Origin of the sequence: Sporosarcina oncorhynchi, assembly GCF_033304615.1 — a bacterium.
Taxonomy (GTDB): Bacteria; Bacillota; Bacilli; order Bacillales_A; family Planococcaceae; genus Sporosarcina; species Sporosarcina oncorhynchi.
Genome location: NZ_CP129118.1, coordinates 894005 through 913694, shown reverse-complemented (window position 1 = coordinate 913694; position 19690 = coordinate 894005). Strand labels below are relative to the sequence as shown.

Sequence of the window (19690 nt, the reverse complement as noted above, 5' to 3'; positions counted from 1 at the left end):
TACTATTACAAGGGTACTAACTCATAACAGTAATAGTACAAATAATGTATCTAGCAAACAAGATGTATAGACGGATTCATATTTTTTTATCGTACCTGTACTATGACAAACGACCTGTTTCAATTCAGTAGTAGTACAAAATGATAGGAGGGAAACAATCATGCTTGAAAATGTCATCGAGTTTTTCAAGAATCTGCCGCCAAAAAACTGTGCCACTTGTGGTGAAGTAATTGAAGAGCAGCACGAGTGCTACAGCAATAACTGTGATAAATGCAACAGCATCTGACTACACTATTTACGCCAATAAAACAGCCGTGAAAGAGAACTTCTCCTCTTTCACGGCTGTTTTCTGTTCAATCTGTAGTAGTTAATAAATCAGGTTTATTCGTATGGATCCCATCTACACCCATCGCCTGCAATTTGACCGCTTCTTCCCTATCATCCACTGTGTACGCAAATACGATAATGTCGGCTTGGTGCATTGCGCTTACAAACTTCGCATTCAATGCTTCATAACTTACACCGACACCGATCGCATAGGTCAGCAGTTCGTTCAATTCCTCTTTGGACATGACCGCTTCTTCCCCATCATCAAACGAAATGAGTTGCAACAGCGGAATATCTTTATTCAGCCGATGTACTTTTTGCAAAGATTCTTCGTCGAATGAATGAATAACCGCTTTCGGATAGCCATTTTCATCATTTGCAAAAAGGCCGTAATCTTTCATCATCGAAACAAGCTTCTCTTCGATGCCTTCGTATTCTTCGGGATCTTTCAACTCGATGACAAACCGGACGTCATCTTCCATTTCTTCTAGCACTTCTCTTAGCATAGGAATGTCATACGCTTCTTCTTGGCTGCTGACAGCAACTTTCTCGCCTTTCTTTTCATCTGCAGTCAGCTCTTTCAATTCTGCAAGAGTATGATCTTTAATCTTCCCTTTAGACTCTGTCGTGCGTTTAACGTCTTTATCATGCATAATGACGAGCTCGCCGTCTTTTGTCATATGAATATCAAGTTCGATATAGTCCGCGCCTAAGTTTTTCGCGAGTTCAAATGCCGGAATTGTATTTTCCGGCTCATACGCGGAAGCGCCACGATGACCGACAATAAGAAAATCATCGTTCGGTATCGGATTATTCCATTTCGTCCCGATCGAGCAACCCGTCAGCACAAGGAGTAATCCGACTAACAGGAGTATGGTCTTTTTCATAGTTGATGTCCTCTCTATCTACATTTCTATCTATCCAGATGATCCTCTTACTACTTCCCTTTTCATGAAACCGTAAACCTTAACTCGCTAACTAGAATAAACCCCAAACGGACGTCCTCTCCTTCTAAAACCACAAAACCGTCTGTAAAACTCCATAACTCTCCGCAAAAGTCCATAACCGTCTGTAAAAGTCCATAACTTACTATAGAAGTCCAAAATGCCCCTCTGAAACTCCATAACCTTCTCCAGAAGTATGAGATCCTCAAAACTCTAAAACTCTCTGCAAAAGTCCATATCACCGCTCAAAAGTCCATAACTTACTATAGAAGTCCATATTGCCCCTCTAAAACTCCAAAACGCCCAATAAAAGTCCATAAAACAAAAAAAAGACCCGCAAACTCCAAGCAGGTCCCTCTCTCCATCCAATTATTCACTCACCAAACAGCTCAACAAGCACTTCTTCCGTTGCTGCTTTTCCCTGATCGATGCAATCCGGCAAGCCGACACCTTCATAGGAAGCACCCGCCAGTTTGACCATCGGGAATTCACGTTTCAATTCCGATTTCGCACTCGCAATCCGTTCACGGTGACCGACGCGGTATTGCGGTCGGTCTTCTTTATAACGTGTGACAATCGTGAAATCGGGTTTGCCGTTGATTGTAATGATTTTGCTTAAATCCTTCAGGACAATACGTTCGATTTCATCATCTGGTAAATCGACGATTGCTTCTTCACCAATCCGTCCGACGAAAGCGCGTAAGAGCACTTTGCCTTCTGGTGTTGTCGTTGGCCATTTCCGGTGAACCCATGTACACGCCGTGATCGAGTAATCACCGCTTCGTGAAACGAGGAATCCTGTACCTTCTTTGTCCTGAACGATGGCTTCTTGCGGAAATGCCAGCGCCACAGTTGCTACGGATGTCGTATGGATTTCTTTTAATCCTTGCAGCAGTCCGTGCGACTCGAATAGCTGGCTTGCCGCCATATGACCGGTCGTCAAAATGACCGCATCCGCCGTAACCGTTACGCCACTGTTCAATTCTAATACGGTTTGATCACCCTGTTTGGCGATACGATCGATTTTGACGTTTTTCACAATTGAGCCGGGTTCCATTTGTTCCTCAATTGCCTCGACAACAGATGACAGGCCATTACGGAATGAATGAAACGCACCTTTTTTCGAAGCGCCATGCGAATCTTTCTGCGGCACTTGTTTAGGGGTCGTCTTTTTCATTCCGAGAATCAAGCTTCGGTGTTTCTTCTCCACTTGATAAAACTGTGGATACGTCGACTGAAGACTCATCTGATCAATATCGCCCGCGTAAACGCCGGATAACAGTGGCTCAATCAGATTATCGACGATTTCCCCGCCAAATCGACGACGGAAGAAATGACCGAGTGACTGATCGCCATCGATACCTGAACGTGGCATTACAAAATCCCCCGCCGCGCGCAATTTTCCGCTCCATGAAAACAAATCTGATTTCAAGAACGGACCGACTTCAGTCGGAATGCCCATAATTGAGCCGCCCGGTATTGGCTGTAGTTTTTCATTCACAAGAATATACGCCTGTCCTGTTGCATTGCGGACAAGTTCATCGGCGATACCGAGGTCTTCCGCAAGCGTGTCCATGCTTTTCTTTCGGATGAGGAAACTGTCCGGTCCGCGCTCAATGACAAAGCCATCACGACGGATCGTCTGGATTTTTCCACCCAATCGGTTTGTCGCTTCAATGAGCAACACTTCAACCGGTAAATTTTGTTCACGTGCCGCTTTCTGCATATAGAATGCAGCGGAGAGACCTGTGATCCCTCCACCGACAATGACGACTTTTTTCTTCTTTTCACTCATGTCCATCATCACTTCCCAGTTTCAAGCTTCCTTCAATTTATCGAGTACTGCATCCGCCATCGCGTGAATGAACAATGGATCCGTGTTAGGCATTTCCGGACGGTAATACGCAGCTCCGACTTCATCGCAGACAACTTTACATTCATAGTCGTTATCATAAAGGACTTCTAGATGATCCGAAATGAAACCGACTGGTGTATAGACAAATGCTTCATAGCCTCTTTGCTCATGCAGTTCGCGCGTCAAATCCTGAACGTCAGGTCCAAGCCAAGGTTCACCCGTCTGTCCTTCACTTTGCCAGCCGACTGCATATGTATCGACACCGGCAGCTTCAGCGACCATCTTCGCTGTTTCAGCTAACTGATCGGGGTATGGATCCCCTTTTTCTTTAATCTTTTCAGGCAATGAATGCGCCGAAACGACAAGACAAGCCTTTGCGCGTTGCTGTTCACTCATGCTATCGAACGTACCGCGGATTTTAGTAGACCAGAATTCAATGAATTTCGGCTGTTTATACCAGCTTTCCACCGATGTAACAGTAATCCCATGTTTAGCGGCTTCTTCTTTTGCACGGTCGTTATATGACTGTACGGAAAATGAAGAATAATGCGGTGCCAGGACGATTGTCACAGCTTCTGTAATGCCGTCTTTGTCCATCTGTTCAACCGCTTCTTCAACGAAAGGTGTAATATGTTTTAATCCTACATAAACTTTAAATTCGACGTCGTCCTGTATTTCATTAAGACAGTTGCCGAGTGCTTCCGCCTGGTTATCCGTTATGCGTGCAAGCGGAGAAATGCCCCCGATTGCCTCGTAACGGTCTTTCAGATTTTGCAGTTGCTCGGGTGCCGGTGGACGCCCTCTGCGGATATGCGTGTAATACGGTTCAATGTCCTCTTCTTTGTAAGGCGTACCATACGCCATGACTAATAGACCCATTTTTTTCTTTGTCATCATTTGCACCTCGTTTTTATCGATTATTTACGTAGTTGTGCGCTATATTCATGAACAAATGCAGTTAATTTCTGCAACGTCGCAGGTTTCACATCTGGGAATACACCGTGACCGAGATTGAAAATATGGCTGCCATGCTCGACACCTTGCTCGATGATCACTTTTGTCCGTTCTTCGATGATGTTCCAATCCGCCAATAATAAGGATGGATCAAGATTCCCCTGCAACGGCTTCGTCAATCCGCGTTCGCCTGCTTCTTTGATGGATAAACGCCAATCAAGTCCTACAACGTCAACGGGAAGGTCGTGCCATTCATTCGCCAAGTGGCTTGCACCAACCCCAAACGTGATTAATGGAACGTTCAGTGTACGGAGCTCATTGAAAATACGTGTCATGACCGGTTTAACAAAAATACGGTAGTCTGATACGTTCAATGCACCTACCCATGAATCGAATACTTGAATTGCCGCCGCTCCGGCTTTCACTTGTGCTTTGATTGACGTGATAATTGTGTCACCCAGCTTGTTCATTAACGCAAACCATGCTTCAGGTTCAGACACCATGAACGATTTCGTCAAGTTATAGCTTTTAGACGGACCGCCTTCAATCATGTAGCTTGCGAGCGTAAATGGTGCGCCTGCGAAACCGATCAACGGCACCGTCAATTGCTCTTTTAATAGCTTGATCGTATCTAGTACGAAAGGAATATCATCTTCAGGAGATAACTCTCCGAGATTATAGACATCCTGCACGGTACGGATGGGATTTGAAATAACCGGACCGACACCTGCTTTGATTTTCACGTCCACGCCAATGCCCGGTAATGGTGTAACAATATCTTTAAACAGAATTGCCGCGTCTGTATTATATTGATCGACAGGAAGCTTTGTCACATATGCACATAGTTCCGGTTGATGTGTAATTTCTTCTAAAGAGTATTTTTCTTTTATTGCACGGTATTCAGGCTGTGAACGTCCTGCCTGTCGCATGTACCATACCGGCGTATGATCTATTTTCTCACCTTTGGCAGCGCGAAGCAGTGTATCGTTAAATGTTGTCATAAAATCGATTCCCACTTTCCATAAAGTATTATCTTATTTGATTATTCGATTTCAAATATAGCCTTTCCGTTTTGGAATGTATAGTGATTACCTCATCTTGTCACTAATTTGTTACTGTATTTTAGAGGTTCTCGCCATCATTTAGACATTGTTTGTTTTAATTGTCCCTTTAAGGGAAAATATGAATAGTATCTAGATTACAGGAGGTTTTATGGATGTATATGTATATGACAACGGGAACAAGAGATTTTATGGAAAAGATTCAGGAAAAGCATGCAAATGAGGGCATGGTGCTTATGCACGGCAGCGGCCACTCGCTTCTGCTTCATGAAACGGAAGGAAAATCCGTTTTCCAAACACCGAGAAGGTTTGAGGTAATCGGCTCGACAGGTCATCTGCGCGACGAAGGATTCTTCACGTTCAACAATATCTCCGTGACGGATGAAGGACGTCCCGTCTTTGAACACCGTTATTCTATTATGGACGATAATCTTGCGAAACAACCAGGCTTTCTCGCTTTCCGGCTATTGCGCCCGCTCGACTCGGACACATTTATCGTCCTAACGGAGTGGGAACAGCCTACAGATTTTGACCGTTGGAAGAATTCGGCTGCGTATGCCGCTTCAAGCCATTCGGCGAACTTGACCCAGTTCTCTGATAATACAACCCATATGTTCTCTAGCGCACCATACGTGACGACTTACGTTGCTAAACCTGAAGAAACTGTGTAATGAACCTCTGTCACATTGCGACTCTTGCAACGTATTGCTATAATTGTGAATGTACAATTAATACGTTTTGAGAGGGGTAATCGAATGAATGCACAGTTATTCGAAAAGTTGGACCTGGCGTATGAGGATATGGTCATCATCCGAAGACACCTCCATATGCATCCTGAATTATCTTTTCAAGAAGTGAACACTGCGCAATATATCCATGATTTTTACGCACAGCTTGGCATTGACGTGCAAGCGGGTGTCGGTGGAAACGGAGTTGTAGCACGTGTAAAGGGCGCATGTCCCGGTAAGACGGTCGCTCTTCGTGCGGATTTCGACGCACTGCCTATTCAAGATGAAAAAGACGTTTCTTACAAATCAACGGTTCCCGGCGTTATGCATGCTTGCGGACATGACGGCCATACCGCAACACTTTTACAGTTGGCGAAAGCCATTTTTGAAATTCGTGAAAACTTGACTGGTGAGTATGTGTTCATCCATCAGCATGCGGAAGAGTTTGCTCCTGGAGGCGCGATTTCAATGATTGAAGATGGCTGTCTCGACGGCGTTGACGTCATTTTCGGTACGCATCTTTGGTCTCTCATCCCTTTCAAAACGATTGAATATAGATCGGGTCCCGTCATGGCAGCAGCTGATCGATTCGACATTGTAGTCCAAGGAGCTGGAGGCCACGGAGCCGCTCCCCATCAGACGAAAGATGCAATTGTGATTGGTTCCCAACTCGTCATGAGCTTGCAGCAGCTCGTATCCAGACGCGTTGATCCAATTGAATCTGCGGTATTATCCGTCGGTTCATTTATCGCTGACAATGCCTTTAATGTTATTGCTGATTCTGCAAGGATCGGCGGAACCGTCCGTACATTCAGTCCTGATATCCGCGACCTGATGGAGCGAGAAATGGAACGCATCGTTAAAGGGACAGCAGTCGCCAATGATTGCGAGATTCAGTTTGACTATTTCCGGGGGTATCCGGCTGTCGTCAATCATCCTAAAGAAACTGAATTTCTTAAAGGTGTTGCTGAGTCAATACCCGGCGTAGAGGCAGTCGAGGAAAGTAAACCACAAATGGGCGGAGAAGATTTCGCGTATTATCTTGAACATGTGCCAGGCACATTCTTCTTTACGGGCGCACAGATTGACGAACCGTATCCACATCATCATCCGAAATTCGATTTTGAGGAGAAAGCGATGCTACTTGCCGCAAAAACGCTCGGTGCAGCCGCGCTCGATTATCAAAAGACGTAATACCCAAGCATAGTAAATAGGTCTATATACTATATTGAATGGCCGATAAGAAGATAGATTTCCCCGTTATTTCGGAGGAAATCTATCTTCTTTTCACCGTTTTAACGACTTTTTCCATTACTTTATTTCGATATCAGGTTCTCTTCTTCTAGCCTATTCAAGTGCTTAATTGACTAAACAAAATAAATAGTTCAAATTATTCATGAAAGCGCTTGCAATTAATTTTTATTATCCTATAATCATCTTAGGGATAGATTTACGGGAAAGGTAGGAAGTGGAATTGGATAAATTATTGAACAATTATTTTGTATCCTTTGACACCTTGGCATTGCATCCATTGACAATCGGCAATAAAGTATTCACACAAGTTATAGAGCGGGATAGAACTTTTACAGTTTCTAAAAAACCAATACATATTGTGACCCGTTCATGCAGTTACTATGGTAGTAATCTCGCACGCGCGATGCATACATCTCACCATGTGCTAGGCAAAATGCATAAAGTACCAATCATGTTGGCAAACGCTTACGGTGTACCTTTTATTTTCATACCGACAATGTCGCCTACTTCCGACCAAAACGTCTGGATCTCGTATCATGCCGTGCAAAACTTTAAAAAAGACGGTCTCGATACTTCCATGACGTTGGAGAATGGAAAGAACCTGAATTTGAACATATCGACTTCGACATTCTATCGGCAATATTCATTGGCAAGATTGATTGAAATCGACTTTTTGAAAAACCATAAACGCATGGATAGGTCGACATATTTATTTCCATCAAAAGAACTAAAGAAAGTCCAGGAACCAAAAGAGAGCGACTATAAAAAAATTGATAATTATAAGAAGGAGCCGGACAAGTCCGGCGAAGACAATTAGTTGGTTGCGGTTTGGTGGTAGTCACCCAGACTGATGAAGTATAAGTGAAGCAGTTCTTCCGTGCGGTTTCGTAAACGGACATTTAAGTAACGACGGTGATCTTCGAAGCCGCCATTAATAAAAATGTAATCCGTGAACATACTATCCCTATCTTTTCGAATAACTTTCATGTTGTTGCGTTTTAAGTAGAATGTTGTTTCTTGTAATTCTTTTTGAACTCGCAGGATGGCGGCATCGATGATTTTCAAGTAAGGGCCCTTCAGTTTGAAGGAGCCCTTTTCAATTTCTGTCCGATCCAGTTCCAGGACAGTCAACAGCAGTGGCAAGTAAATCATATTTTCAAAATGCGGCAGTGCCTTCGCTGGGATTAAAGGCATGACGTCTTCCCTCCTCGGTTAGAACATTTGTTCTCATTATACGCATTAACCATTGAAAAGGCAACATGGTTTTGGTGGTAATTTTAGGGATAGTGTCAAAGAAAATCCCCTCCTCCTTAAAACAGGAGAAAGGGATGGAATTTCACTAGCGTGATTTTCTTATGAATATATCATGAACAGAATAAATCCTATTTCGCGCTGATTTCCGTTCCGAGCGGACGCGTTCCACCGGGTGGGCAGTAAGCCGCATCGGATCGCTAACGCTCCCTGCTGGGTCTTACCTGTCCCACTAATCCGGTTGGAGTCGCCGCTCTGCACTCCAATCAGCTAAGAATTCGGACAATATAAGTGCGATTCAAATCCTTAAAAGTTTGTTTAGCGAAACCAGCTACAGCCCTTGTTTTAAATTAAACGAGAACCAGTTTAAAGAAAGCTTCTCCCATTCATTGAAAACAGCTTTATTTATCCTTACAACAATTGTCGAATTGAAAGAGTTAACAATAAAACCAAAGTTCTAAACCGCGTCGCTTATGATTAAAGAAATTTCATGAACTATAAAAAGCGGATTCTTATTCACTTTAAACTGAAAGCAATTGTTCCAAAACCCATTCAATCAAATCAAAAACTACCACACTCTGTAGTAGCGTTAATCTTTTTTGATATGTGATGGCTTTAGGTTTTGAAGCGATTCTAGTTGATTGGAGTGCAAGGTGGCGACTCCTAGGGGATAAGCGAGAGACGTAACGTAGAACGGCTTTTGCGAGTGAAGCGTAGCGAAAAGGAGTACATCTTTGCACTGACAGGTGAGCCCCCGCAGGAACATGATTTTTTTGCGACGAGGAGGCTCACCGCCCGCCCCCTGGAACGCGTCCACCTGGAACGGAAATCAACGGTGGATAGTCTATTTATTTCATTGTTCTTATCCAGGTATAAGTCGGCTAAAAATACTTCACTAACCTCATTTGACAAAAAACCTTAAAAAGTAGCCCATCCGCTTGCTTGGGATGGGCTACTTTTGTGGTATTTATACACTATTAGTGATCACTTACTCATTCTTTTGATCTTCCATATAGTACACCGATGTGACTTTCCATTCGTCATCTTCTTTAGCGAATACTGTCACTTGGCGGCCAGTGCGTGATGTTTCGAGTGCTGTTGATTTCTGTTTTAGTTTTGTGTTCAGGTTGGAGAATACTTGCGCTTCGTCTTCAGCGTATTTGACGATTGTGACATCTGTAGCTTCACGATTTATCTCATAGTCTGCGAAGATTTCTTCGATATAGGTCTGTTCTTCTTCGATGGTGAAACTTTTCGGCTTTTTTGAAAGTGTCCCCATATATTCGTCGACGTCTTCATTATTGAAAGCGTGAATATACGTGTCGAACGCGTCCATCAAAGCGATTTTCTCCTGCGCAGGAACACCTGCCGCTTCTTCGATTTCGCCGCCATCTATATTGAAGCCGACTTGGTTCTCATCTACACCATGGTCGATGGATCCGTATTCGTTGACGGATTCTCCATCATCCACAGAACCTTGGCCTGTTTTCGTGTCTTCTTTGTCACTACATGCACCCAGAACCAAGAGTAACGCCATCGTTCCTGTGAGTACGATTTTTTTCATTGCTATTCCTCCTATTAACAGTCAAAAGGGACCTTCCGATATACGGAGGAGGCCCCTTCTCTACAGTTGTGAATGATTACTTCACTTCGACCCAACCGTTTTTGATGGCTGTAACAACAGCTTGTGTACGGTCGTTAACACCCATTTTTTGCAGAATGCTCGATACATGATTTTTAACCGTTTTTTCGGAGATGAAAAGTGTTTCCCCGATTGTCCGGTTACTTTGTCCATCAGTCAGCAACTGCAATACTTCACATTCGCGCTTCGTCAATAAATGAAGCGGACGGCGAATATCATTTTGCTGGAACGAACCTTTATGTTCGCGTTCGCTTAGACGACGGAATTCAGAAACGAGATTATGTGTCACTTTCGGGTGAAGATACGATCCGCCTGCTGCCACGACTTTGATTGCTTGTACAATCGCATCCGCGTCCATTTCCTTCAACATATAACCGAGCGCGCCCGATTTCAATGCATGTGATACATATGATTCATCATCATGGATGGAAAGTATGATCACTTTCGCGTCCGGGAATTCTTTTCTCAGATTCTCCGTCGCTTCCACTCCATTCATACCCGGCATATTGATATCCATCAATACGACTTCAGGACTGAAGCGGCGGTAAAGTTCGGTGACTTCGGTGCCGTCGTCTCCCTCTCCTACTACTTCGAACGAATTTTCGAAATCGAGGATTCGCTTCACACCTTCACGGAACAACTGATGATCATCGACAATTAAAATTTTCGTCATTTCCATTCCCTCCCAATACCCTATTCAACAAGATTAGTTTCCAGTAACGGAACACGGAAGAACACAGTAGTGCCATTGCCGATGGATGAAATGATTTTCATCTCACCTTTCAGCAATTCGATACGTTCCCGCATTCCGATTATGCCAAATGATTTCTCTTTAGTTTGATTTTGGTCAAAACCTTTGCCATTGTCCTTCACGACTATATTCATTGTATCACGAAGCCATTCGACTTTCACCCAAACATCTCTTGAATTTCCATGTTTAAGTGCATTTGATATGCATTCTTGGACAAGCCTGAAGATGCCAACTTCAAAATTCGATTCAAAACGTTTCTCCGTGCCATTGTTCATGAAGTGGATTGTGACATCCTTCTCATATTCCATCACGGTGGAAACGTATTTTCGAAGCGTCGGGATTAATCCGAGATCATCCAATGCCATCGGACGCAGATCATAGATAATCCGCCGTACTTCCAGCAATGCATTTCGAACCATTTCTTTTAACTGATTCAGTTCCGATAACGCCTCAACCGGACCTTTCTCCGTGTACGTTCTTTCAATTAACCCTGAACGAAGCAGAACGTTTGCCAGCATTTGTGCAGGACCGTCATGAATATCACGCGACAGACGTTTGCGCTCATCTTCTTGTGCCTGGATGATCTGAATAGCAAAATCTTGTTTCTGCCTAGCAGATTCTAGCGCCTCACCGACCTTTTTCAAGTCTGATGTCAAATAGGTGATGACTGTCGTTACTTGGTTAACAAGCTGGTCTGCACGTTCAATCGTGTCGAGTAATGCCGCAATACGTCGATCGAGCTCATCACGCCTCACCCGCAACTGTTTCTCTTCCATGCGATTAATCGACAATCTCACGAGTAAATCATTGGCCGTTTCATATGCCTTACGGACTTCCTCTTCGGAAAATTTCATGAAGTTTTTGGAAACGTCAGCCAATCTTCTTCTAGAATGACGTGTCATGTCTTCCAAGTAATCGCCTTCTGTTATTACCCGGGAAATCTCTTCTTTGATGATACCCAGTTCGTTTTGCATCTCCTGGAAGGCTTGGCGGCTTTGCTCGCTAATGGTGAAGATATCATTTTTAGACTGATCCATTACGTTGACCATGTTATCGAATATATGTTCCAGGCTTTGGATATCTATAGTTTTCTCTGCCAATCGAACCTCTCCCGTCTGGAAATCAACACACGCAACATAGGTATTGTTGCAGTATTTCATAATTCCTTATACACTTTATTATTATATCATCATATAACTAATTGCGTATTACGATTGTATTACAAGTGATAGGAGTGCTGCAAATGCGAGCGGACTATAGAACAGTAAGGCTTTCCGGGGAAAGTGAACTGGTCATTCAAAAATCAAGATTCCTCACATATGTCAAACGTGTCGAAACTGAGGACGAGGCAATCGAATTTATTAATGACATCAAAAAGATGCACCATACAGCAACCCACAACTGCTCGGCCTACATTATCGGCGAGCATGACCATATCCAAAAAGCGAATGACGATGGAGAACCTTCAGGTACAGCGGGATTCCCCATGCTCGAAGTTCTCAAGAAGCAAGGGCTGAAAGATACCGCTGTTGTCGTCACCCGTTATTTTGGCGGCATCAAGCTCGGTGGTGGCGGATTGATCCGCGCGTATGGCCGTGCAACGACAGAGGGGATTGCTGCGACAGGTGTCGTCGAGCGTAAACTCCATCAGCTCATGAAAGTGTCCATCGATTACACATGGCTTGGTAAAGTAGAAAACGAAGCAAGGCAGTCCACATATCCGCTTGTTAAGATCGTCTATGAAGAGGACGTCAGTCTGATGATAAATGTTCCTATTAACGAGATCGATGCATTTACCGCATGGATGACTGAATTGACAAGCGGTCAAGCAGAAATCTCCCCTCTTTCTACTTCTTTCCTCGAATTCGATAACTGATAATAGTATACGAAGTGAGAATTTAATAGTATAATGGAGAAAGTTGACGTTTATTCGCATTTTACTAAACTCTATTTTTCGAGTCAGCTTCAATTGAACATAAATTCGCTTGGGCTTCTATTCCCAGGCCGATGCTGGGGGCTTTTATGTAAATGAAAAGGACAGATTATAAAAAAATGAAAAAGAAGACTTCCAAATCTAGATTAGCAATAAAAGTCGGTCTTCTTATGGCTTTCACTTCCCTACTCGTTGTTTCAGCCTATGCGTTATCATTACAGCAAAAAGCTGAACAGGCCGTTGATCGTGCTTATGAAGCTGTACCAGAAACACCGAAGTCAGAATTACGAGGCGAAGTAAAAATCGAGCCCGCTAAAGACAATGTCTCCATTCTGCTCATTGGTGTCGATGACAGCGAAGCGCGCCAGATGAACAATAGCGGAAGCCGTTCGGATGCTTTACTTGTTGCAACATTCAATCCCGAGGAGAAATCAGTCAAACTATTGAGTATTCCCCGCGATTCGTATGTTTATATTCCAAAAGTCGGTTATAAAGATAAAATTACACATGCACATGCTTTCGGCGGAACACACGCCTCTATCGAAGCTGTAGAAGAAATGCTTGATATTCCTCTTGATTACTACGTAAAGATGAACTTCAATGCATTTATCGAAGTCGTTGATGCTCTTGGCGGCGTTGAAGTAGAAGTCCCTTACGACCGTCTGGAAAAGGACGAAAATGATAAAAATGCCATCCAGCTGAAAAAAGGGCTGCAAGTGCTTGACGGTAGACATACGTTAGCATTGGCAAGAACACGGAAGTTGGATAGTGACATCGAACGAGGAAAGCGTCAGCAAATGATTTTACAAGCAATTATCAAAGAAATGGTGTCTGTGAAGTCTATCACGAAATACGGTGATGTGATTGAAGCGGTCGGCGATAACATGAAAACAGATATGACATTCAAAGAAATGACGTCTTTCTGGGAATATGCAAAAGGCGGTACACCTAAAATTGATACACTTAGTCTGCAAGGTTATGATGACTGGTCAACAGGAGTCTACTATTATAAGTTGAACGAAAATGATCTCCAAAACGTACAACAAATACTCAAATCGCATTTAGGCTTAATACCTGATTCTTCGACATTAACGGATAGCAACAGCAATACAATCGGTACGGTGGATGAAACTGCTGAGGGCAGCAGTGATTTCACAAACTGATAACTAAAAGCCATTCCCCTCCGGAATGGCTTTTTCATATGAACAATAAAAACGGCGGCCTGCATGTTAAATGCAAGCCGCCGTTTATTTAGCGCAATATGATTATTTCCCAATCATCCGGACAAGATTTAATAAAGGCCGGTAATTAGTTCCGGCAAGTCCGATGATTTCTACAAACAACTCAACAGCGATCAGAATGACGACCGCAAGCACAATCGCACCCCAAACTGTAGCTTGGGAGAAGATGACGGCTGCGACACCGAACAGAATCGCAAGTCCGTAGATGATTAGCACTGTCTGTCTATGTGAGAATCCTGCACGTAGCAGGCAATGATGTAAATGCGATTTGTCAGGAGCTGAAACGGGCTGTTTCATCCGTATACGACGCACGATCGCAAAGAATGTATCTGACACCGGAACACCAAGTATGATGATCGGGATGAGCAACGATACGACAGCAATGTTCTTAAATCCTAACAGCGCAAGAACTGCAATCATATAACCGAGAAACAATGATCCTGTATCCCCCATAAAAATCTTGGCAGGATGAAAATTAAACGTCAAGAATCCAAGTGAACTAGCTGCTAAAATTGAAGCCGTCGCGATAACGAAAACGTCTGCCATAATAACTGCCATCACTGTAATGGAAATGAGCGCGATTGTCGAAACCCCCGCCGCAAGTCCGTCAAGTCCATCAATTAAGTTAATGGCATTGGCAATTCCAACAATCCATAAAATCGTAATAGGTATACTAAAATAGCCAAAACTAAATTGGCCGTAAAAAGGCAAGTTAATGAATTCAATTTGTAAACCGCCATACGTCACGACTACGAGCGCAGCAGCAATTTGGCCCAGCAATTTTGCTTTTGCAGTAATATCGAGCATATCATCAAGAAAACCGATGATGATAATGATGACTGCACCAATGAGAATTCCCATGGCGTGATCATCTTGAGGACGTAATAGTAAATAACCGACAGCAAATGCGCCGAATATTGCCAGTCCGCCAATTCGCGGCATTACAGCAGCATGCACTTTGCGGTAATTTGGATGGTCGACTGCCCCAATCCTATGTGCGAATTTGATGACAAGCGGAGTTAGTATGATGGAAGCTATGAATGCAGCCGCCATTGCAAGGAATAACATGTCCTTCCTCCCCGAATAAAATATTGATTTAATTAGCCACAAGTAGTATAGCATATTCAGTACCAGAAAGCATTCAAGTTAGCGAAATACTGCAGTTGAATCTGGTATACCCTCATTCCGTACAATCTATCCTTAATCTACTAATCCCATTTATTCAATCAAGGTAGTCTTTTCCCCGATAGTTTGATAAAATGGAACCGTATCCTTTTTAGAAGGATAAAGTTAAAGGAGCGTCTACTACTATGTTATCAATTTTTAAACGTTCAAATCAAACGAGCGAAAGACAACTTCGTAAATACCGAAAAGTTGCTAAACAGATAAATGATTTAGAATCTAAGTATGAAACACTTTCAGATGAAGAACTTGCACATATGACGGAAGTTTTCAAATCACAAGTTGCGGAAGGCACTAAAATCGAATCGATTCTTCCTGAAGCGTTCGCCGTTGTCCGTGAGGCATCCAAAAGGGTGCTCGGTATGCGGCATTTTGATGTTCAACTGATCGGCGGCATGGTGCTGTCTGAAGGGAATATTGCAGAAATGCCTACGGGTGAAGGGAAAACACTTGTCGCTTCGCTGCCTTCTTATTTGCGGGCATTAGAAGGAAAAGGTGTCCACGTAATTACGGTAAACGATTATCTTGCAAAACGTGACTACGAACAGATTGGCCAGATCCATCGTTTTCTTGGTTTGACGGTCGGCTTGAACGTTCCAATGATGCAGGGTCCAGCAAAGCAAAATGCTTATATGGCTGACATCACTTACGGTGTTGGTACGGAATTCGGATTTGATTATCTTCGTGATAATATGGTCCAACATACTTCGCAAAAAGTGCAACGCCCTTACCACTTCGCCATTATTGATGAAGTAGACAGCGTATTGATCGATGAAGCGAAAACACCGTTGATTGTTGCCGGTAAAATGCAGGCTGACGGAGATTTGCATATGATTGCTGCAAGACTCGCAAAACGGTTCAAAAAAGGTGTCCATTTCGATTTCGATGATGAAACAAAAGCAACATCGTTGACCGACGATGGCATCGAGCAAGTCGAAAAAGCATTCGGCATTGACAACCTTTACGAACTCGAGCATCAGACTCTCTACCATTATATGATTCAAGCAGTCCGCGCCTACGTCATCTTCGAGCGTGATGTCGATTATATTGTAAAAGACGACAAGATCGAGCTCGTCGATATGTTTACAGGACGCATCATGGAAGGACGTACACTTTCCGACGGATTGCACCAGGCCATCGAAGCGAAAGAAGGCCTTCCAATCACTGACGAGAATAAAGCCCAGGCACAGATTACAATCCAGAACTATTTCAGAATGTACCCGAGCCTGAGCGGGATGACCGGAACTGCCAAAACGCAGGACAAGGAATTCCGTGAAGTATACAATATGGAAGTTATTCAAATTCCAACGAACCGGCCACGTGCCAGAATCGATTCACCTGACAAAGTCTTTGTCACAATCGATCAAAAATACAATGCAGTTGCAGAAGAAGTCGCAAAACGTCATGAAAAGGGACAACCTGTTCTCGTTGGAACGACTTCGATTTTACAATCTGAAAAAGTCGCAGAACATCTAGATAAAAAGAAGCTCAACTATCATCTATTGAATGCAAAAAGTGTCGAGCAGGAAGTCGATTTGATCTCTCAAGCGGGCCAATACGGCCATATCACTGTTGCCACAAATATGGCAGGGCGCGGAACTGACATCGTCCTCGGTGAAGGTGTCGAAGAGAATGGTGGACTGTTTGTGCTAGGGACCGAGAAGCACGAAAGTCGCCGAATCGATAATCAGTTACGTGGTCGTTCAGGTCGTCAAGGTGATCACGGGGAAAGTCAATTCTTCCTGTCTTTAGAAGATGATATGTTCAAACGTTTTGCTAAAGATGATATCGAAAAATTCACAAAAAAAGTAAAAGCGGATGAAGATGGATTGATCAAGAATCCGGAAGTCGATGAACTGACTGAGCGCACACAACGGATCGTTGAAGGTGCACACTTCTCCATGCGTGAGTACAATCTTAAACTGGATGACGTCATCAATGACCAGCGCGGTGTCCTCTATTCATTGCGTGATAAAGTTTTAGAACGTGAAAACCTTTTGGAACAATTGAAAACAATGGTGTCAGAGGCAGTCGAATTTGTCGTTTATGACAGCTGTCCTGAAGATGAGACACCAGATAACTTCAATTTCGACCGAATTGAGAAAACGTTAAATGGGCTATTATTGGAACCCTTTACTTTGCCGCGTAATCTTGAACGACCAGCCGATATCCTAAAAGTCTATAAAGAACCTGTGGCCCAACTGTTTGATTATCTCGATTTCTTCACAGATAATGAACAAGTGAATGACATCATTCCACAAGTCATGTTGAGCCATATCGATACGACATGGGTAAAACATCTGGAAGTGATGGCGCGCCTGAAAGAAGGAATCGGCTTACGTTCGTATGGACAAGAAGACCCGATGCGTATTTATCAACGTGAAGGATTGGAACTGTTCGGAACGCATTACCAGAAATTGCGTCGCAACATTGCATCTGAAGTCATCGGCTTCATGAAGCTCATCTCACAACAACAGGAGGCACAAGAATCATGAAACTTTTCTCTATGTTCAAAAAAACCGAAAAGACCGGAGCAGACAGTACAATCAGTTCCGATGAAATTTTAGAAGGAAGTGCACAATCTGAAGGCACGGAAGAAGTCGAGACAACACTTTCCCTTCATCCACAATGGGCTCTTTCACAAGAACAAGAATACGTTTTCCGTTTTCTATCGAATGAGCTGGAACCATTAAAACCTAACCAGATTTCTCTATCCGGTATCGATATCGATGTTGAACCAGCAAATGGCAGCTGGCTAGTGAAATCATTTTTCCGTTCTTCTTTAGAACAAGCGATTACAGTCGGATCCGTTGAACTGATGTTGCTTGATGATGAAGGAAAAACAATTGCATCACAAGAATTCGATTTGAACGAACTTGGTGAAATCCCAGCACGCAGCGCGCGTCCTTGGGTATTCGTCTTCACGAAAGAAAACATCTTTGCAGAAGAACCGCCTGCTGAAAACTGGAAGCTTGCTTTTAACGTGCAGTCAATGGTGCCTCACAAGCTTGAACTTGAACAAGCTTGGGAAGACGGTTTGTCTACCGAGCAGAAAGACGCGCTTGCAAAAGCTGTCGAAGGCATGCCGAAATTGAAACCGCGTGAAGTAAACTTCGCAGGATTCCAAGTGAAGACACAGGATGACGGCAGCATCGCCGCTTCCATCTTCATCCGCAATGGCCACTCGAAACAAATCAACATTGAAAAGTTGCCATTGGAACTGATCGACGCTACGGGCGAAATGGTTGCAAAAGGATCATTTGACCTTGCGCCACTATCCGTCAAGGCGAATACATCTAAACCATGGACGTTCATCTATCCAAAAGAGATGGTTCAAAAAGAAGAGCCAGACTTCTCCCGTTGGACAATCCGCGTTCCACAATAATGATAATATGAAAGAAGCCGCAGTTGTTGCGGCTTCTTTTTTGTTTGTAGGTAAATGGATTTGAGAGTAATGAAATGTAGAGAGTGCGTATCGAAACGTAACTGTAGCGCAACGAAACGTAAACATGCCGTATCGAAACGTAGCGGCTTCGTATCACAACGTAGACTCTTCGTATCGAAACGTAGCACGCGCAACGAAACGTAAACGCGGCGTATCGAAACGTAGATGCTTCGTATCACAACGTAGACCCTTCGTATCGAAACGTAGCACGCGCAACGTAACGTAAACATGCCGTATCGAAACGTAGCAGCGTCGTATCACAACGTAGACTTCGTATCGAAACGTAAACAACGCAACGAAACGTAAACATACCGTATCGAAACGTAGCAGCGTCGTATCACAACGTAGACTCTTCGTATCGAAACGTAGCACGCGCAACGTAACGTAAACGCAGCGTATCGAAACATAGACGCTTCGTATCGAAACGTAACAACCCCGCAACCAAAATATATATTCTCCACACAAAAAAACAGACCCCCTAAAAGGAGATCTGCCTATCTACAATTATACTTATTTTGCGTAAGCAACATTGCTGACACCGTTGATACGTTTTGCGCCTATGTAGCGCTTGCCCCAATAGTACGGGTCGTCAAGTGCATCTACACGTACACCTTTTGATGTGGATGCATGAGCGAACTTACCATCGCCCACATACATGCCTACGTGAGAAACACCTTTACCTGTCGTATTGAAGAAAACGAGATCACCAGCGATCAAGTCGGACTTGTTAACTTCGACGCCAGTCGCGTGCATGCCCGATGTCGTACGTGGCAAATTGACGTCATGTTTTTTGAAAACAAATTGAATATAGCCTGAACAGTCGAAACCAGCTGTTGTCGTGCCACCGTATTTATACTTAATACCTTTTAAACTTGTGGCCGTATCGATTAATGCCACTGCATCTGGAGAAGAAGCTTGAGCTTGTTCAATGAATGGAGTGACAAATAATACAAATGTAATCGCTAAAATCACTAAGGATTTCTGTGCATGTGCTAAGATTCTCATATGTTCCCCCAAATTTATATTTATCTGAAAAAATCATCTGAGATAACTTTACCATGACCTATGCTCGTCCTATATTACAGTTATGTAACAGAAACATGACAAATGGAATACCATTAG

Annotated in this window: 18 protein-coding genes; 8 read left to right on the top strand and 10 right to left on the bottom strand. The window is 43.5% G+C overall.

Annotated elements, in window-relative coordinates; all coding sequences use genetic code 11:
• Positions 1 to 160: 160 nt before the first annotated feature.
• On the top strand, positions 161 to 286 hold the full coding sequence (gene yhfH, locus QWT69_RS04180; RefSeq protein WP_317969258.1) for a protein YhfH: 126 nt from the start codon (positions 161 to 163) through the stop codon (positions 284 to 286).
• Between the two features lie 67 nt (positions 287 to 353).
• Here the strand turns inward: yhfH and QWT69_RS04175 are convergent, their stop codons facing one another.
• The 4 genes from QWT69_RS04175 to hemE form a co-directional block, all read right to left on the bottom strand.
• Positions 354 to 1214 (bottom strand): glycerophosphodiester phosphodiesterase family protein, encoded by an 861-nt coding sequence (locus QWT69_RS04175; protein WP_317969256.1) that lies wholly within the window; start codon positions 1212 to 1214, stop codon positions 354 to 356.
• A 430-nt stretch (positions 1215 to 1644) separates the two neighbouring features.
• On the bottom strand, positions 1645 to 3066 hold the full coding sequence (gene hemY, locus QWT69_RS04170) for a protoporphyrinogen oxidase (RefSeq protein ID WP_317970900.1): 1422 nt from the start codon (positions 3064 to 3066) through the stop codon (positions 1645 to 1647).
• A 21-nt stretch (positions 3067 to 3087) separates the two neighbouring features.
• Positions 3088 to 4020, bottom strand: a complete 933-nt coding sequence (hemH, locus tag QWT69_RS04165; protein WP_317970898.1) for a ferrochelatase — start codon at positions 4018 to 4020, stop codon at positions 3088 to 3090.
• A gap of 23 nt (positions 4021 to 4043) precedes the next feature.
• Entirely contained in the window at positions 4044 to 5081 is a 1038-nt protein-coding gene (gene hemE, locus QWT69_RS04160) for a uroporphyrinogen decarboxylase (protein ID WP_317969254.1), read from the bottom strand.
• A gap of 215 nt (positions 5082 to 5296) precedes the next feature.
• Between hemE and QWT69_RS04155 the strand changes: the two genes are divergently transcribed.
• The 3 genes from QWT69_RS04155 (at position 5297) to QWT69_RS04145 (ending at position 7940) form a co-directional block, all read left to right on the top strand.
• Positions 5297 to 5812, top strand: a complete 516-nt coding sequence (locus tag QWT69_RS04155) for an antibiotic biosynthesis monooxygenase family protein (RefSeq protein ID WP_317969252.1) — start codon at positions 5297 to 5299, stop codon at positions 5810 to 5812.
• Positions 5813 to 5896: 84 nt separating this feature from the next.
• Positions 5897 to 7063, top strand: coding sequence for a M20 family metallopeptidase (locus QWT69_RS04150; RefSeq protein WP_317969250.1), 1167 nt, complete (start codon positions 5897 to 5899; stop codon positions 7061 to 7063).
• Positions 7064 to 7343: 280 nt separating this feature from the next.
• Positions 7344 to 7940, top strand: coding sequence for a competence protein ComK (locus tag QWT69_RS04145; RefSeq protein WP_317969248.1), 597 nt, complete (start codon positions 7344 to 7346; stop codon positions 7938 to 7940).
• Here the strand turns inward: QWT69_RS04145 and QWT69_RS04140 are convergent.
• From QWT69_RS04140 to QWT69_RS04125, 4 genes are all read right to left on the bottom strand, one after another.
• Positions 7937 to 8317 carry a YhjD family protein gene (locus QWT69_RS04140; protein WP_317969246.1) on the bottom strand — a complete coding sequence of 127 codons (381 nt, stop codon included), beginning with the start codon at positions 8315 to 8317 and terminating at the stop codon, positions 7937 to 7939. The genes QWT69_RS04145 and QWT69_RS04140 overlap by 4 nt on opposite strands.
• A 1045-nt stretch (positions 8318 to 9362) precedes the next feature.
• Complete coding sequence (locus QWT69_RS04135) at positions 9363 to 9938, bottom strand: nuclear transport factor 2 family protein (RefSeq protein ID WP_317969244.1); 576 nt, start codon at positions 9936 to 9938, stop codon at positions 9363 to 9365.
• 76 nt (positions 9939 to 10014) lie between these two features.
• On the bottom strand, positions 10015 to 10689 hold the full coding sequence (locus tag QWT69_RS04130) for a response regulator (RefSeq protein ID WP_317969242.1): 675 nt from the start codon (positions 10687 to 10689) through the stop codon (positions 10015 to 10017).
• Positions 10690 to 10709: 20 nt separating this feature from the next.
• Complete coding sequence (locus QWT69_RS04125) at positions 10710 to 11867, bottom strand: sensor histidine kinase (RefSeq protein WP_317969240.1); 1158 nt, start codon at positions 11865 to 11867, stop codon at positions 10710 to 10712.
• A gap of 143 nt (positions 11868 to 12010) precedes the next feature.
• On the opposite strand from QWT69_RS04125, the gene QWT69_RS04120 reads away from it, so the two are divergent.
• Entirely contained in the window at positions 12011 to 12643 is a 633-nt protein-coding gene (locus QWT69_RS04120; RefSeq protein ID WP_317969238.1) for a YigZ family protein, read from the top strand.
• Positions 12644 to 12795: 152 nt separating this feature from the next.
• Positions 12796 to 13863: an LCP family protein gene (locus tag QWT69_RS04115; protein ID WP_317969236.1), complete on the top strand. Its 1068-nt coding sequence runs from the start codon at positions 12796 to 12798 to the stop codon at positions 13861 to 13863.
• A gap of 102 nt (positions 13864 to 13965) precedes the next feature.
• On the opposite strand, the gene QWT69_RS04110 is transcribed toward QWT69_RS04115, so the two are convergent.
• Entirely contained in the window at positions 13966 to 15009 is a 1044-nt protein-coding gene (locus QWT69_RS04110) for a glycosyltransferase family 4 protein (protein ID WP_317969234.1), read from the bottom strand.
• A gap of 242 nt (positions 15010 to 15251) precedes the next feature.
• Here QWT69_RS04110 and secA2 point away from each other — a divergent pair, with 242 nt between their 5' ends.
• Both secA2 and QWT69_RS04100 read left to right on the top strand, forming a co-directional pair.
• Positions 15252 to 17618, top strand: coding sequence for an accessory Sec system translocase SecA2 (gene secA2, locus QWT69_RS04105; RefSeq protein ID WP_317969232.1), 2367 nt, complete (start codon positions 15252 to 15254; stop codon positions 17616 to 17618).
• Complete coding sequence (locus tag QWT69_RS04100; protein WP_317969230.1) at positions 17615 to 18508, top strand: accessory Sec system S-layer assembly protein; 894 nt, start codon at positions 17615 to 17617, stop codon at positions 18506 to 18508. Before secA2 ends, QWT69_RS04100 begins: the two co-directional genes overlap by 4 nt.
• Positions 18509 to 19078: 570 nt before the next feature.
• Here the strand turns inward: QWT69_RS04100 and QWT69_RS04095 are convergent.
• Positions 19079 to 19573, bottom strand: coding sequence for a C40 family peptidase (locus QWT69_RS04095; protein ID WP_317969228.1), 495 nt, complete (start codon positions 19571 to 19573; stop codon positions 19079 to 19081).
• Between the last annotated feature and the right edge of the window lie 117 nt (positions 19574 to 19690).

Excerpts from the sequence above, each read along its gene's own strand:
- QWT69_RS04155 (WP_317969252.1), top strand. The coding sequence starts at position 5,297 with ATGTATATGTATATGACAACGGGAACAAGAGATTTTATGGAAAAGATT.
- QWT69_RS04150 (WP_317969250.1), top strand. The coding sequence starts at position 5,897 with ATGAATGCACAGTTATTCGAAAAGTTGGACCTGGCGTATGAGGATATG.
- secA2 (WP_317969232.1), top strand. The coding sequence starts at position 15,252 with ATGTTATCAATTTTTAAACGTTCAAATCAAACGAGCGAAAGACAACTT.
- QWT69_RS04175 (WP_317969256.1), bottom strand. The coding sequence starts at position 1,214 with ATGAAAAAGACCATACTCCTGTTAGTCGGATTACTCCTTGTGCTGACG.
- QWT69_RS04095 (WP_317969228.1), bottom strand. The coding sequence starts at position 19,573 with ATGAGAATCTTAGCACATGCACAGAAATCCTTAGTGATTTTAGCGATT.
- QWT69_RS04135 (WP_317969244.1), bottom strand. The coding sequence starts at position 9,938 with ATGAAAAAAATCGTACTCACAGGAACGATGGCGTTACTCTTGGTTCTG.
- QWT69_RS04100 (WP_317969230.1), top strand. The coding sequence starts at position 17,615 with ATGAAACTTTTCTCTATGTTCAAAAAAACCGAAAAGACCGGAGCAGAC.
- hemE (WP_317969254.1), bottom strand. The coding sequence starts at position 5,081 with ATGACAACATTTAACGATACACTGCTTCGCGCTGCCAAAGGTGAGAAA.
- hemH (WP_317970898.1), bottom strand. The coding sequence starts at position 4,020 with ATGACAAAGAAAAAAATGGGTCTATTAGTCATGGCGTATGGTACGCCT.
- QWT69_RS04115 (WP_317969236.1), top strand. The coding sequence starts at position 12,796 with ATGAAAAGGACAGATTATAAAAAAATGAAAAAGAAGACTTCCAAATCT.
- yhfH (WP_317969258.1), top strand. The coding sequence starts at position 161 with ATGCTTGAAAATGTCATCGAGTTTTTCAAGAATCTGCCGCCAAAAAAC.
- QWT69_RS04120 (WP_317969238.1), top strand. The coding sequence starts at position 12,011 with ATGCGAGCGGACTATAGAACAGTAAGGCTTTCCGGGGAAAGTGAACTG.
- QWT69_RS04110 (WP_317969234.1), bottom strand. The coding sequence starts at position 15,009 with ATGTTATTCCTTGCAATGGCGGCTGCATTCATAGCTTCCATCATACTA.
- QWT69_RS04130 (WP_317969242.1), bottom strand. The coding sequence starts at position 10,689 with ATGACGAAAATTTTAATTGTCGATGATCATCAGTTGTTCCGTGAAGGT.
- QWT69_RS04140 (WP_317969246.1), bottom strand. The coding sequence starts at position 8,317 with ATGCCTTTAATCCCAGCGAAGGCACTGCCGCATTTTGAAAATATGATT.
- hemY (WP_317970900.1), bottom strand. The coding sequence starts at position 3,066 with ATGAGTGAAAAGAAGAAAAAAGTCGTCATTGTCGGTGGAGGGATCACA.